The organism is Candidatus Thiodiazotropha sp. AKAK2 (assembly GCF_058244685.1).
Genome location: NZ_JBSYOP010000039.1, coordinates 66,647 through 80,819, shown reverse-complemented (window position 1 = coordinate 80,819; position 14,173 = coordinate 66,647). Strand labels below are relative to the sequence as shown.

The 14,173-nt window shown below is 52.3% G+C and carries 15 protein-coding genes and 3 tRNA genes; 5 read left to right on the top strand and 13 right to left on the bottom strand.

Annotated elements, in window-relative coordinates:
• Positions 1-2: 2 nt before the first annotated feature.
• Positions 3-1,214, top strand: a complete 1,212-nt coding sequence (gene gspF, locus AC4IE8_RS21655; RefSeq protein WP_490792028.1) for a type II secretion system inner membrane protein GspF — start codon at positions 3-5, stop codon at positions 1,212-1,214.
• 4 nt (positions 1,215-1,218) lie between these two features.
• Positions 1,219-1,563 carry an SEL1-like repeat protein gene (locus AC4IE8_RS21650; protein WP_068993987.1) on the top strand — a complete coding sequence of 115 codons (345 nt, stop codon included), beginning with the start codon at positions 1,219-1,221 and terminating at the stop codon, positions 1,561-1,563.
• Between the two features lie 27 nt (positions 1,564-1,590).
• Here AC4IE8_RS21650 and hemN read toward each other — a convergent pair whose 3' ends face one another.
• The 6 genes from hemN to AC4IE8_RS21620 all read right to left on the bottom strand — a co-directional run bounded on the left by hemN (position 1,591) and on the right by AC4IE8_RS21620 (position 7,641).
• A complete protein-coding gene (hemN, locus tag AC4IE8_RS21645) occupies positions 1,591-2,976 on the bottom strand; it encodes an oxygen-independent coproporphyrinogen III oxidase (RefSeq protein WP_068993990.1) in 1,386 nt (461 codons plus the stop codon).
• A 66-nt stretch (positions 2,977-3,042) separates the two neighbouring features.
• Positions 3,043-3,360, bottom strand: a complete 318-nt coding sequence (locus AC4IE8_RS21640; protein ID WP_068993992.1) for a general secretion pathway protein GspF — start codon at positions 3,358-3,360, stop codon at positions 3,043-3,045.
• 22 nt (positions 3,361-3,382) lie between these two features.
• Positions 3,383-4,276, bottom strand: a complete 894-nt coding sequence (prmB, locus tag AC4IE8_RS21635; protein WP_068993996.1) for a 50S ribosomal protein L3 N(5)-glutamine methyltransferase — start codon at positions 4,274-4,276, stop codon at positions 3,383-3,385.
• Positions 4,277-4,483: 207 nt separating this feature from the next.
• Positions 4,484-4,951 (bottom strand): Rrf2 family transcriptional regulator, encoded by a 468-nt coding sequence (locus AC4IE8_RS21630; RefSeq protein WP_490792027.1) that lies wholly within the window; start codon positions 4,949-4,951, stop codon positions 4,484-4,486.
• Between the two features lie 155 nt (positions 4,952-5,106).
• Positions 5,107-6,240 (bottom strand): GNAT family N-acetyltransferase, encoded by a 1,134-nt coding sequence (locus AC4IE8_RS21625; RefSeq protein WP_490792026.1) that lies wholly within the window; start codon positions 6,238-6,240, stop codon positions 5,107-5,109.
• Positions 6,241-6,423: 183 nt separating this feature from the next.
• Positions 6,424-7,641 (bottom strand): cyclic di-GMP phosphodiesterase, encoded by a 1,218-nt coding sequence (locus AC4IE8_RS21620; RefSeq protein ID WP_490792025.1) that lies wholly within the window; start codon positions 7,639-7,641, stop codon positions 6,424-6,426.
• 168 nt (positions 7,642-7,809) lie between these two features.
• Between AC4IE8_RS21620 and AC4IE8_RS21615 the strand changes: the two genes are divergently transcribed.
• The 3 genes from AC4IE8_RS21615 to AC4IE8_RS21605 all read left to right on the top strand — a co-directional run bounded on the left by AC4IE8_RS21615 (position 7,810) and on the right by AC4IE8_RS21605 (position 8,168).
• Positions 7,810-7,885, top strand: a tRNA-Gly gene (locus AC4IE8_RS21615).
• Between the two features lie 85 nt (positions 7,886-7,970).
• Positions 7,971-8,044, top strand: a tRNA-Cys gene (locus AC4IE8_RS21610).
• 37 nt (positions 8,045-8,081) lie between these two features.
• Positions 8,082-8,168 (top strand) — tRNA-Leu (locus AC4IE8_RS21605).
• 168 nt (positions 8,169-8,336) lie between these two features.
• On the opposite strand, the gene AC4IE8_RS21600 is transcribed toward AC4IE8_RS21605, so the two are convergent.
• From AC4IE8_RS21600 to trxA, 7 genes are all read right to left on the bottom strand, one after another.
• Positions 8,337-8,765: an Hsp20 family protein gene (locus tag AC4IE8_RS21600; RefSeq protein WP_068994009.1), complete on the bottom strand. Its 429-nt coding sequence runs from the start codon at positions 8,763-8,765 to the stop codon at positions 8,337-8,339.
• Between the two features lie 204 nt (positions 8,766-8,969).
• Positions 8,970-9,602, bottom strand: a complete 633-nt coding sequence (pgsA, locus tag AC4IE8_RS21595) for a CDP-diacylglycerol--glycerol-3-phosphate 3-phosphatidyltransferase (protein WP_068994013.1) — start codon at positions 9,600-9,602, stop codon at positions 8,970-8,972.
• Positions 9,603-9,619: 17 nt separating this feature from the next.
• Positions 9,620-11,440, bottom strand: a complete 1,821-nt coding sequence (gene uvrC, locus AC4IE8_RS21590; protein ID WP_490792024.1) for an excinuclease ABC subunit UvrC — start codon at positions 11,438-11,440, stop codon at positions 9,620-9,622.
• 157 nt (positions 11,441-11,597) lie between these two features.
• The gene (locus AC4IE8_RS21585) at positions 11,598-12,227 is read right to left on the bottom strand and encodes a uracil-DNA glycosylase (RefSeq protein ID WP_068994022.1); all 630 of its coding nucleotides are present in this window, start codon (positions 12,225-12,227) and stop codon (positions 11,598-11,600) included.
• Positions 12,228-12,349: 122 nt separating this feature from the next.
• Positions 12,350-12,991, bottom strand: coding sequence for a UvrY/SirA/GacA family response regulator transcription factor (gene uvrY, locus AC4IE8_RS21580; RefSeq protein WP_068994024.1), 642 nt, complete (start codon positions 12,989-12,991; stop codon positions 12,350-12,352).
• Positions 12,992-13,181: 190 nt separating this feature from the next.
• Complete coding sequence (locus tag AC4IE8_RS21575; RefSeq protein WP_490792023.1) at positions 13,182-13,673, bottom strand: DUF1249 domain-containing protein; 492 nt, start codon at positions 13,671-13,673, stop codon at positions 13,182-13,184.
• A 91-nt stretch (positions 13,674-13,764) separates the two neighbouring features.
• Positions 13,765-14,142, bottom strand: a complete 378-nt coding sequence (gene trxA / locus AC4IE8_RS21570; RefSeq protein WP_068994032.1) for a thioredoxin — start codon at positions 14,140-14,142, stop codon at positions 13,765-13,767.
• Positions 14,143-14,173: the final 31 nt, after the last annotated feature.

The following is a 14,173-nucleotide window of genomic DNA, read 5'->3' as shown; positions in this document are numbered from 1 at the left end:
CCTTGGATGCCTTTGAATATGTAGCACTCGATCCGAGCGGTAAGGAGAAGCGTGGTGTTCTTGAGGGTGACAGCCCAAGACAGGTACGCCAGCAACTGCGGGAATCGGGGCTGACCCCCCTCTCTATCGATTCCGCAAGCGGCACCGCCACACAGAGCAAGAGCAAGCTGTTTCAGCGTCAGATCAATGCCATGGAACTGGCTCTGATCACCCGCCAGATGGCCACCCTGCTACGCTCAGGACTCCCCCTTGAGCATGTCCTGAAAACCACCGCCCAGCAAACGGACAAACGTCATGTGGAGCGTACCCTGCTGGCCGTAAGGGCCAAGGTCCTGGAAGGCAGAACCCTGGCGGACGGCCTCAAGGAGTTTCCCAAAACCTTCCCGGAAGTCTATATCCAGACCGTCTCCTCAGGGGAGGAGTCCGGCCATCTTGAAGTGGTCTTGGAGAGACTGGCGGACTACACCGAGCAGCGCCAGCAGATGCGTCAGAAGACCATCTTCGCCCTCTTCTACCCGGCACTGCTGACCATCGTCTCTCTGCTGATTGTCGGCGGTCTGCTGACCTATATCGTACCCCAGGTCACCCGGGTGTTCGAATCCATGTCCGCCGAACTCCCCTGGATTACCCAGGCATTGATGTCCACCAGTGACACCTTGCGCAGCTACGGGGTTCCGATCTTCGTGACGCTGCTGGCGCTCGGTCTGTTTTTCAGCTATCTGCTGAAGAAACCCGGCCCCAAGCGCTGGTGGCATCGCACCCTGCTGCGCATCCCCCTGGTGGGGCGTCTCGTGCGGACCGCGAATGCGGCCCGTTTCTCCAGAACCCTGAGCATCATGGCCGCAAGCAGCGTGCCGATTCTCGATTCGATGCGCATCGCTTCCCAGGTCCTGACCAATCTGCCGATGCGCAGCGCCGTCGAGGAAGCCACTTTAAGGGTTCGTGAAGGGGCCAGTCTCTATCAGGCCCTGGACAAAACCGGATACTTCCCGCCGATGACCCTCAGTCTGCTCGCCAGCGGTGAATCGAGTGGCAACCTGGAAGGTATGCTGGAGCGTTCCGCCGATATCCAGGAGCGAGAGATAGAAACCCTGGTCTCCACGATTCAGGGACTGTTCGAACCTATACTCATCCTGGTCATGGGTGGTATTGTGCTGGTCATCGTACTGGCTATACTGCTGCCTATTTTCGATCTTAACCAATTGGTAGCCTGACTCTATGGAATTTCCTAGCAAACCAATACGCACACTGCCACTCATCATTGCGCTCTGTTTAGCCATTCTGAGTGGTTGTGCAACCTCCCCGGATCCTTCAGTGGATGAAACGGCGCTTATCCTGACTGAAGCTCACAAGGCCTACAACGCCAAAGAGTATAAGAGGGTCTTTCAACTGCTGTTTCCCCTCGCAGCTGCCGGTAATGACAAGGCGCAATACGCCCTGGGCTACCTCTTCTATCATGGTATGGGAGTCGAAAAGAATGAACGCCAGGCGATGCACTGGGTTCAGCAGGCCGCCGCCCAGGGAAACCGCAAAGCAATCCAGGCGTTGACCCCAGTACAATAAGAATCGGCTGATAGCCGCGTCGACGGATCAGATTACTTTGGAAAAACTGCCCTGAGAGGCCTTGCTGTTCAGGTAGATATCGAACTGCATACAGATGTTGCGAATCAACAGACGCCCTCTGGGTAGCACGTTGATGGCCCCATCCTCGATGCTGATCAGACCATCCTCCACCATCTCCTGCAGGCGCTCCAGTTCTTCCGCGAAATAGTCTCTGAAATCGATCTCCCAGCTGGCCTCCACATCCCCAATATTGAGGGTGTAGTGGCAGATCAAACGAGTGATTACATCGCGCCGGATCAGGTCATCCCGGGTCAACGTCACACCACGAAATACCGCCAGTCTTCCTGCGTCGATACGCTCATAGTATTCATCCAGGCTACGCATGTTCTGCGCATAACTAGGCCCGACCATACCGATGGAAGTTGCACCCAATCCGATCAGATCGCAGTCCGCATGGGTCGAGTAACCCTGAAAGTTTCGATACAGAGTGCCATCCTCCTGAGCTTTCACCAACTCATCATCCGGTTTGGCAAAGTGATCCATGCCGACATAGATATAACCGGCATCCGACAGCTTATCGATGGTCATCTGCAAAATGTCGAGTTTCTCCTGCGGCGCTGGCAACTCATCGGCATTGATGCGCCGTTGCGGTTTAAAGCGTTCCGGTAGATGGGCGTAGTTGAATACCGACAGCCGATCCGGATCCACCTCAAGAATCTCATCCAGGGTTGCAGAAAAGCTGTTCAGACTCTGATGGGGCAGACCGTAGATGAGATCGATACTGGTGGAACGAAATCCCTCATCCCTGGCAGCCTGCAGCACCTGCAGGGTCTCCTGCTTGCTCTGCAATCGATTGACCGCCTTCTGGACATTGGCATCGAAATCCTGCACCCCCAGGCTCATCCGATTGAAACCCAGCTCGCGTAACAGCTTAATGGTATCCCCTTTAGCTTCTCTGGGATCGATCTCAATGGAGTATTCACCGCTGTCATCATCCAGCAGGGTGAAAGACTCCCGGGTCTTGTTCATCAATTGCCGCATCTCATCATGACTGATGAAGGTCGGGGTTCCACCGCCCCAGTGAAGCTGGGTCACCACTCTGGAGTCGTCGAACAGCTCTGACTGCATACGCAACTCTTCATGAACCCGGGCCAGATAGCCTGCGGCCATAGTGCGGTCTTTGGTCGCCACTTTATTGCAGGCACAGTAGAAGCAGACGGTGTCGCAGAAAGGTATGTGGAAATAGAGAGACAAAGGGCTGCCGCTGGCATTGCTCTGCTGGGCAATACGACGATACTCGGCATCATCATATTTTTCTTCGAACTGGACGGCAGTCGGATATGAGGTATATCGCGGACCGGTCTGATTGTATTTACCGATCAGTTCCAGGTCGAATTGTGTCGAATGATCCATAACCTATCTCTCTAATTGTGTATTTGCGCTAGCCAGGATATTGCCGATGCAATACCTCGATTAATACTACTCTGAATCAGCATCGATTCCCTTGCGGTGGGTTTCGTTGATCTGACGCAGCAGTATGGCAAAGGGTATATCATCACCATGACGATCAACCAGCCCCATGAACGGGAGATCCTCCCGGTCGAAGTGATACTCCCCATCCAACATCGACTGATGCAACTCCTTGATACCGGACTCCAATGGCGCCAGGAATGATGGATAGCTTCCCAGCTCATCCATCTGATAATCATAACAGTCCCTGAGATCACCGACTTCAAACAGTGCCTGTTTCACCCATTCAACAAACTCTTCGGCGCTTCTTGCACGTTGCAGACTCATTGCATTTTTCTCTGATATGGAGCTAAAACTGCCCGGCGTGTCTGGAGAGGTCCGTAGCGCTGATCAGAAACACCCCTTCCCCGCCTCTGGCAAAATCGAGCCAGACAAACGGTACCTCGGGATAGATTTCCATTAACAGGGCGGCGCTATTGCCCACCTCCATTACCAACACCCCACCGGGTGTCAGGTAGTCAGGTGCCTGATTCAATATCCTTTTGACAATTTCCAGGCCCTGATCATTCGCTTCAAGCGCCATATTCGGCTCATGCAGATACTCCGGCGGCAACTCCGCCATCTCGACGGCCCCGACATAGGGGGGATTGGAGAGAATCAGGTCATATTTTACCCCTGGCAATCCATCAAACAGGTCGGATTCATAGAGGTTGACCTGTTGATTGAGCCCATGCAGAGCGACATTCTCACTGGCGACTGTCAAGGCTGCTGGGGATATATCCGCCAGATCCACCGGGCAGTCGGGAAGATAAGCTGCGGTTGCTATACCGATGCAACCGCTACCGCAGCAGAGGTCGAGCACCCGCTGCAACTGAGAGGGTTCCACCCAGGGAACAAACTCATTCTCGATCAGCTCGGCGATCGGGGAACGTGGGATCAGTACCTGCTCATTGACCCGGAAGCAGAGGCCGGCAAACCAGGCTTCTCCGGTCAAATAGGGCAACGGCATGCGCTGTTCAATCCGCCGGGTCACCAGGTCGATAACCCGTTCACGCTCCTGCTCAGTCAATCGACTGGAGAACCAGAATTGGGGAAGATCCGGAGGAAGATGGAGGGCATGCAGAACCAGGGCCGCGGCCTCATCCAGGGCATTATCGGTGCCATGCCCAAAGAACAGCCCGGTTTCGGAAAAACGGCTGGCTGTCCAACGAATGAAATCGGTAATGGATCTGAGTGATTGCACGTAATTTGTCAGATTATCAAACGTACAATCATAGCCGATTTGGCTATCCAGTCATAATCAGAATCTGATAACGCTCGGATTTGCCAGGACAGAATCATCAGGAATATCCACAACCACTGTGCGGTGTCGAATGCTGCCTGTGGCAGAGATTAACCACAGATCAACCCGACGACTGAGAGCGATACTCTCTGTCGCCGGGGTAGGTATTTATGCGGCCTGGGAGCTGGAGTTCGCAACCACACTCAGATTGCTCTCTTCCTCATCCTTTTTACCCAGGTTTCTCCTCACCAGGTCTCCCAGCGAGATGTCTGCGAGAAAGTTGAAAATCTCGCTGCTCAGGTCGTCCCACAGGGTATGGGTCAGACAACGAGCACCACCACTGCAGTTCTGTCTTCCCCCGCAGCGGGTAAATTCCACCCACTCATCTACCGCACAGATGATATTGGCAATGGAGATCTCATCTGCACTCTTACCCAGATAGTAGCCACCGCCAGGTCCTCTGACGCCACGTACCAGATCTTTGCTTCTGAGGGCAGCAAACAGCTGTTCCAGATAGGAGAGGGATATACCCTGGTTTTCAGATATCTCTGCAAGTGTCACCGGACCTTTTTTGCCATTGAGGGCCAGATCCAGCATCGCAGTAACCGCATAACGACCTTTTGTTGACAGTCTCATTGTATTTTCTCCAGAGGTATGAACTCTATTACCTAGTAAACCAGTCGGTATTTAGACTAAAGTAACACAGTAATTTAGTCAACAATTATTCCGAAAAAATAACAATTTTATTGTGAAATTTATTTTTATTCTTTTATATCAAGTGGTTACTGTTGTTATTTCATTTTGTAAGGGGAGCTTTCCAGGAGGTTTTTATGGTAGGCAAGCAATGCGGGAGCTTCTTGATGGAGAAATTGCTCAATTCCACTGTTGAATTCGGGATTGGCAATCCAGTGATATGAGTAGGTCAGGGTCGGCATGAACCCCCGCCAGATCTTGTGTTCCCCCTGGGCACCAGGCTCAAATCGTTTCAGGCCCTGCTCGATTGCATAGCCAATTCCCTGGTAATAGCAGGCTTCGAAATGGAGGCTATCATAGTGTTCCAGACTTCCCCAGTGACGGCCGTAGAGCACGGATCTACTGCGGTAGAGAATGGCCCCCGCAACACAGCGGGACCCATCGTAGGCGAATACAAGCACCACCTGTTTACCCATCTTTTCCCCAATCTCCTGAAAGAAGCCTTGATTCAATGTGGGCAGGCTGTAGCGCTCCTCAAAGGTTTTGCTATAGAAATGTGTTAGCAGAGCCCACTCGGACTCACTCACCTGATCACCGCTGACCAACCGAAACCGTATCCCCGCCTGAGCGACTTTGCGTCGTTCATGACGGATGTTTTTACGGCGTTTGGCGGTCAATTGGGAGAGAAAACTGTCAAAGTCCGAGTATCCCGGGTTGCTCCAATGAAACTGAACCCCCAGCCGTTCATGCATGCCCAGGCGCTTCAGGGTCTCCCCCTCCTCAGGCGCTGTGAACAGCCAGTGCATGGATGAGAGCTTTAACTGCTTCACCAGACCCAGGGTCGCTTCGACCATCACCCGCTGTACCTGTTCGCTATCAACCGCAGGTTCAACCAACAGGCGATTGCCGTAGGCCGGGGTATAGGGTGCCGCACTGATCAGTTTCGGGTAGTAGTTCAAACCACTTCGCCTGTAGGCATCGGCCCAGACATGGTCGAACACGAATTCCCCATAGGAGTTGTCTTTTATATAGAGGGGTGAGACACCGACCAGTTTACCCTGATCACGCACGCTGAGATGCTGCGGTTGCCAGCCAAATCGCTCACCCACACATCCATTGTGTTCAAGGGCCGAGAGAAATTCGTGCCTGAGAAATGGATTGTCATCCTTTACCAGGCAATTCCACTCTTCTGCTTTGAAGTCATCTATCTGACTATGAAAAGCGACTTGCATGAATTCGATCCGATCCGGTGATATGGAGATAAAATAGCCCAAGCGGAGAGTTAGGGCCTATTGGATTAATGTTAACAGGCCCTAGGAAAACTGGTAAATCACAAGGCATCTTGCCGGACCAGGACTCTCCCGAGAGTTGGCTGCGGTAAACCGCAGCAGCTCTCTGGCGGCGGCTGGGAGCACTCAATGAGTCAGGAAATCCTCGATGCGGATATTGTACTCTTCGGGAGTGACCGATTTGACGATTCGATCTCCACAACCTGGAGCGGATTCGGTCAGATCCAGAACTTCAGGGGGAATCCGTTGCTGCTTGCGAAGGTCGTAAATCACCTTCAGCACCGGATTGAGCAGCGCTTTTTGCGATGATGCGATAACCACAGCCAAACGTTGGCTCTCCAGGGCCACCAGGCTGCCTACCGGGTATATGCCGACACACTGAATGAATCGCTGCACCAGTTCGGCATCAAAAACACCTTCACCACTCCACTCAACCAGTTGACGTAACACCAAACTGGGCAATTTGCCCTTGTGGTAGACCCGGTCTGAGGTAATGGCATCGTAGACATCGACAATTGCAGCCATTTTGCCGTAGAGACTGATCTCTGCACCTGAGAGTTTTCCAGGGTAACCGGTGCCATTGAGTCGTTCGTGATGTTGCAATATTACCTGTCGTCCCCTTTTCGGTATGGTGTCAGCTTCATCGATCAATTTGTAGCCAAAACCCACATGACGGCGCATCACATCGAACTCCAAGTCGGTGAGTCGTCCAGGCTTGTTGAGGATCTTGTCGGGTACCTGCAATTTACCAATATCATGCAGAATTCCCCCCACACCAAGCTCCCAGATGGTGGACTGATCAAGCTGGAGTTTTTTCGCAAAGGCGATCATTAGTGCTGACACACTGACCGAATGCTCAAAGGTGTACTGATCCATCTGGCGAATCCGAGTCAGTCCGAGAAATGCGTCCTGATTTCTGAAGATCGAAGCCAGCATATCCTCTACCACTGGTGCAACACGCTCAGTGTCGATCTGTTTTCCAAGCCGGGCATCCGCCATGATATCGGTAATCACCCGCCCCGCTTCCTGACGCACCTGGTTTGCTTTCGTGATCTCTTCCTCTACTGAGTTTTGCGGTTCACTGGCATTCGCCTTCCGATCCACCACAGCTTCTGTTGTGTCTGTTACTGCAGGCGGCTCGACGGTTGGCTGTTGTACGATATCCAACCCCTTGTCGGTATCGATGTAGATCGCCTTGATACCCGATTTTCTGATTTTATTGATATCGGATATTTGTTTGATTTTAAATTGATTTCTTAGGAATGGATGATCGACCCACGAGGCTTCAAACTTATGCACGTACATGCCTATCCTGAGCTCACTGGCTTCGATCTGTTTGATCACTCGTACAACCCTCTATAACGCTCCCTATTCCTAGTACAGGTTATCGGCTGAAAAGCAGCATAGCTTGAGCACCGCCATGAAACTCAAACTCTGATTGATCGCAGATTATCTTTCAGAAAAGGTTGACAGATCCTCCGCAGAAGCTAGAATACGCCCTTCCTGAACGCAGCGGGAATAGCTCAGTTGGTAGAGCACAACCTTGCCAAGGTTGGGGTCGCGAGTTCGAGTCTCGTTTCCCGCTCCAATTCTAGAAGGCCTCGGCACCCCCGAGGCTTTTTTATGTGCCGATTCGATTCATCAGGAATAGATGATAGAATTCCGATCATAATGGCTGAGTGGCAGAGTGGTTATGCAGCGGCCTGCAAAGCCGTGGACCTCGGTTCGATTCCGGGCTCAGCCTCCATCTTTTGATTTAAGATCTGCACAATCAGCGCCAATCTGCCCGGGTGGCGAAATTGGTAGACGCAAGAGACTTAAAATCTCTCGACCTTCGGGTCGTGCCGGTTCGATTCCGGCCCCGGGCACCATACAGTCCCCGCACTCAATCATCCCCATCAGCCAGACTCAACACCTGCCTACCGATGTATCTTGCCTGGCCCAGGAAAATTCTGCGTCGATGAAAGCATTATCCTGGCCTGATTGGCTGCACTGCCAGTGCCGGCACTCTGACCAGGATCAACAGAGTTCAGTAAAAACTAATACCGGTAGGGCACGGTGATAACGATCACCCCATCCTCCTCGCTTCTACTCATCCCGGATACATCCGCATTACCCGGCAGCCTGAAGCGACGATTCATCGATGAGGAACTGCTGCTAAAGCTGTAACCCCGTTCGTTTCGGTTTTCGACCCGGTGCGCTTCTTGATTCTTCACCACCAGATAGGGCCCTGAGACCTCAACCTGAATGGACTCCGGTGCGTACCCCCGGCTCAGGATACGCAGGTGATAGCCCTGCTCATCCTGATAGCGCTGAAACTTTACCGATTTTTGTGTATGAAAACTGCTCCCCTGAGTCAGTGGAGCCCTGTGACTGGATCCGGATCTGTAGTCAAATGCTTGTGCATCAACAGGTGTAATCAACCATGCAGTCAGCAGTAGGCCTATGAGTGGAACTCTCTTATTCATCCGTCACCTCCCGTTTCCCAGTCTTACGCTCTGTTAACAAGAACCCGATTCTACCCGTTACAAGATCAGATCCTGTATACCAACCAGGCCATGAGTATCCCGATACTCAGGCGTGTAAAAATGGCACGGTTCTCAGGCCATGGCCCATCGCTCATCGAGGGCCGCCTCCAGGCGAAGTCATTTTGTCGCCTCTAACCTATTAGTTTAGTCGTTAACCTGTCCTGTAGATCCATCAATCTCAACGTTAGAGATATTACTGCTCTCCAGGCTGCCACTGACCTGCCGCTTACCCAGCAGGCTCGGCCAGGCCGCTTTGATATAGAGCGCCATCGACCAGAGGGTCAGAATAGCCGCCACATAGAGCAGCACAAATCCAACCGTGTAGATCGGAATGCCCCACAACGGCTCGCTGAATATCAATAACAGAATCGCCACCATCTGTACCGCAGTTTTGAATTTACCAATCAGTGATACTGCGACCATGGCCCGCTCACCCAGTTCTGCCATCCACTCACGCAATGCGGAGATGGTGATCTCCCGCCCGATGATAACGGCAGCGGGAATGGCGAGCGCTGGCGTCGGCTCGGCCTGCACCAGCAGCAGCAGCGAGACAGCCACCATCAGTTTGTCCGCGACCGGATCAAGGAACGCTCCGAGCGGGGATACCTGCCCCCATCGTCTGGCAAGATAACCGTCAAGCCAATCGGTCACTGCCGCTACAGAGAATACAAGCGCACAACTGAGCCTGGCCCACTCAACCGGCAGATAGAACAGCAACACAAACACAGGAATCAACACAATCCTTAGAAGTGTCAGTATGTTAGGAATGTTCCACATCTCGTTCTCAGTCGTTTTTATGTTTTGTCATGCAAGGCCTGGTAGATCTGTTCCGCCAATCCTTTGCTGATTCCTTCCACCCGGGCCAGATCCTCTACGCCCGCCCTGGAGAGTGCCTGTAATCCACCGAATTGCTTCATCAAACGTTGTCGACGTTTGGCGCCAATACCCGGAATATCCTCAAGCACAGAACGATTACGGCTTTTTTGCCTGCGCTGACGATGCGCTGTAATGGCGAATCGATGTGCCTCATCCCGTATCTGCTGGATGAGATGGAGCGCCGGTGAATCTGCTGGCAGTATAATCGGTGACTTTCGCCCCAACAAGAACAGCTGCTCCATACCGGCTTTTCGATCAGCCCCTTTCGCCACGCCGACCAGAATCAGGCCAGACACCCCTAAACCCTGTAAGCAGTCGTTGACCGAAGCCAGCTGCCCCCTGCCCCCATCGACAAACAGCAGATCCGGTAAGGGCACCTCACCCTTCTTCACTCTGCGATAGCGGCGCTCCAGTACCTGCCCCATCGCGGCATAATCGTCGCCCGGCGTGATGTCCTCGATATTGAAACGTCGGTAATCCGACTTCAGCGGTCCCTCCTGGTTGAAGACCACACAGGAACCCACGGTCAGCTCGCCCCGGGTATGACTGATATCAAAACACTCCATGCGCTCCGGAATCGCCGCCAGATCCAGGGCCTGCTGAAGTGACTGAAGCCTCTGGTCCATGTTCGATTGGGCATTGATACGGCTCTGCAGGGCCAGCTTGGCATTGCCCGCCGCCATCTTCAACCACCTGGCCCGCTCACCGCGCACCTTGGTGCCGATACGAATCCGCCGTTTGGCCTGCTCAGTGAAGACGGCCTCCAGCAGCGCCTGCTCTTCCAACTCAGTATTGATGATGATCTCGTTGGGCAGTGGCTTATCCAGGTAGTACTGGGTTATGAAAGCACGCAAGACACTCTCCTCCGAGTCCCCTTGTGGCACTGTGGGATAGAAGGATTTGTTTCCCAGATTACGCCCTGATCGAATGTAAAATACCTGAATGCAGGCACTGATGCCCCGTTTTGCGATCGCCACGATATCCAGATCACCCGACTCGCCACTCACATACTGACGCTCCTGGATACGCTGCAGACTTTTGATCTGGTCCCGGTAGCGGGCCGCCAGCTCAAATTCCAGCTTTTGCGAGGCCGATTCCATCTGTTTCACCAGCTCATCCACAACCAGGTTGGTCTTACCCTCCAGAAACATAACCGCGTGTTCCACATCCCGCGCATAAGCCTGCTCGCTGACCAGACCGACACAGGGACCACTGCAGCGTTTTATCTGATACTGCAAACAGGCACGGGAGCGGTTACGGTAGAAACTCTCCTCACATTGCCTCACCGGAAACAGTTTCTGCAGCAACTGAAGGGTTTCACGGGTTGAACCGGCGCTGGGATAGGGACCGAAATAACGCCCTTTGCCCGTGCGGGCACCGCGCCTGAATGAGAGGGCTGGATAGTCCTGATCCGAAGAAAGGTGGATATAGGGGTAGCTTTTATCATCCCTCAGCAGAATATTGTATTTCGGCTTCAGCGATTTGATCAGCTGATTCTCAAGAATCAGCGCCTCTGCCTCGGTATGGGTAACAATGATCTCAATCTCAATAATCTGCGAGACCATGATCTGGATACGCCGGTTCAGGCTCCGGGTAAAATAGCTGGACACCCGTTTCTTGAGGTTCTTCGCCTTACCCACATAGAGGACCTTCTCCTGTTTCCCGATCATCCGATAGACCCCCGGCCTGGAGGTCAGGGTGTTGAGAAATTTAGCATGATCGAATTGCTGCTGAGCCATATGAGGTCAATACTGAGTCGTTTGTTGAAACATCCAGTCGGGCCGGTTCCCAGGGCCATTCTTTAGCATGAATCGAGATACGGTGAGAGACCCGCTCCTCCACCACTTTCCAGCGGGCAGGGATTCCCTGAAGTGTGCTGCAAACCCACTCTTCGAGCTATTTTAGAAGCTCTCCCGCCCGTTGAAAAATCTGCTGAAACATCGCTGCTGTCAGACGTCGTGTCTGAGTGTTGTAGCGACTGCAATGGTAGGAGTCGATGAGGTTTAGCTGATCACTGATCTGATGCTCCATTGCATGGGCGAATGGATAATCTTTTTGTCTCAACTGCAGTGCTTTGATCACCGCTTTATGAGCAATCGAACCCAGGGCGATCACCACGCTCTCAGATGGCATCGCTGACAGTTCCTGGACAAGAAAGTCATTACACTGATTGACTTCTGCCCCCAAAGGCTTGTTCTGCGGTGGTAAACATTTGACTGCATTGGTGATGCGACAGTTATAGAGCTCAAGTCCATCCCGACGGCTTGTCGATTCAGGCTGATTGGAAAACCCATAGTCGTAGAGTGTCTGATAGAGCAGCAATCCGGCATGGTCACCGGTAAACGGTCTGCCTGTCGCATTGGCGCCATGCATGCCCGGCGCCAGACCGACAATCAGCAGTTTGGCTTGAGCATCGCCAAATGGCGCAACAGGCGCCGCATGATAGTCAGGATAATCCTGAGCCACCTGATCGAGGAACTCTGCCAACCTGGGACAGCGACGGCATTTGGCAGTAAATCTCTTCAAAACTAATCAACCTCATCATGATTTCTGTAACGGTCAGAGCCAACCCGATCCGCCGGATCAGGGCATGGCTCGCTGCATGATACAGAATCTGTGTCGAGGGTGACCAGGGCTAGGGTCTGTTACTAATCGCTGTCTATCAAAATACCATGGCGGTAGGCGAGTCGTGTCAACTCAACATCGTTCTTGATATCGAGTTTTTCATAGATTCGCTGACGATAAGTACTGACTGTTTTAGGACTCAGGGAGAGGATATCGGAGATCTCCTGATTCTTCTGTCCTTCCAGGATCTGCAGCAAGACTTGTGTCTCTCTCGAAGAGAGTGCTTTGAATGGGTTGTCAGCGTGTCCCTGCCACTCGGTCAGGGTATGTTTTCTGGCAACATCGGAAGCAATATAGTGGTGCCCATTGTATACCGCGCGAATCGCCCGGATCATCTCATCCGCTGGACAGCCTTTGGTGAGAAAGCCCATGGCACCGACCTCATGAAGTCTCGATGGGAACGGGTCGTCATCGAGCACAGTCAATGCAATCACCTTCAAATCCGGTTTTACACGAAGAACTCTGCGGGTTGCTTCAATGCCCCCCATGCCAGGCATGTTGACATCCATCAGCACCACATCCGGTGAGTTTTTTCTCACCAGCTCAATAGCTTCTTCACCTGTCGAGGCTTCCCCGGCAACTTCTATCTCATCCGCCTTGTCGAGAATCCCCTTAACTCCGGTCCTGATCAATTCGTGATCATCAACCAGTAATACTTTTATCATTTTTGCATCTCTGCAGATCCCTCTTACCCTTATAAATTAGGTATATAGATATCTATTGAAAATTTATCCTTAAATCCACGCTCAAACTGACTTATGTGGGCTAATTTACCCCAAATAAGTGGTAACGGCGAGTACTATAGGTTGTAAAATTCAGTCCTTTAAACCCTGCTGAACCTGGCAGCAGCGGTACTTAACCGACCTGGGACATCGGAAATTCGGCAGCCAGATTACGGCTGTTAACAAGAAAGGAATGACCTTGCTCTACGCAGTATCTAAGCCATTTTGAGAGAAACAGATTGATTTTCCAGCGCTGCTCCAGGGTTGGATTCATTCCCCAACGATCGAGCGGCAAGCTGGACTGACGCAAATCGATCACATCCACCTGCCTCGAATCATGGTAGACCCTCAGCATGGCATCAGGATCGGGATAATCCCCCACAACATGGGTGAAGTAGTAGGTCAGGTGTACCAGTGTTGTGTAGGGGGTCTGTTCGATTACATCAAGGTAGAGATCCATCGACCCGCCCAATCTTGATCGATACTCCCCGGTCAAAGATTGAAGATCGGGCGCCATTCGCATCAGCAATCCATAGCTCTCTTCGCTGAGATCCAGTACACGACCCATCGTTGGCTGCTGGGAAAGCAGCTTTTTCATACTCCATGGGTAGTTTGTAGATCTCATGTCGTCTGCTCGGTAACTCAAGTCCGCTGCGTCACAGCAGACTTGAATCGCTCCGTTTAACGCTCAGTCTGGGTCTGCAGCCGACGCTTGATTAAGCGTTTTGACCATCCTGTTGCTCAGCCTCAATTTGTGCTCTTACTTCATTCATATCCAGTTCACCGGCTTTACCGAGCAATTCACGGAACGCAGATTCAGGGAGCGCTCCTGGCTGAGAGAAAATAATGATATTTTCACGGAAGATCATCAGAGTTGGAATGGACCGCACCTGAAAATGCATGGCGAGTTCCTGCTCATCTTCGGTATTCACTTTTCCGAATACGACATTGGGATGGTCTTCAGAGACGCTCTCATAGGTCGGAGCGAAGGAACGGCATGGACCACACCAAGGCGCCCAAAAGTCAATGATTACGAAATCATTTTCGGTTACGGTCGACTCAAAATTCTCTTTAGTTAATTCTACAACAGCCACGTGGTAGCCCCTTACTGGAAGTTAAGTTATG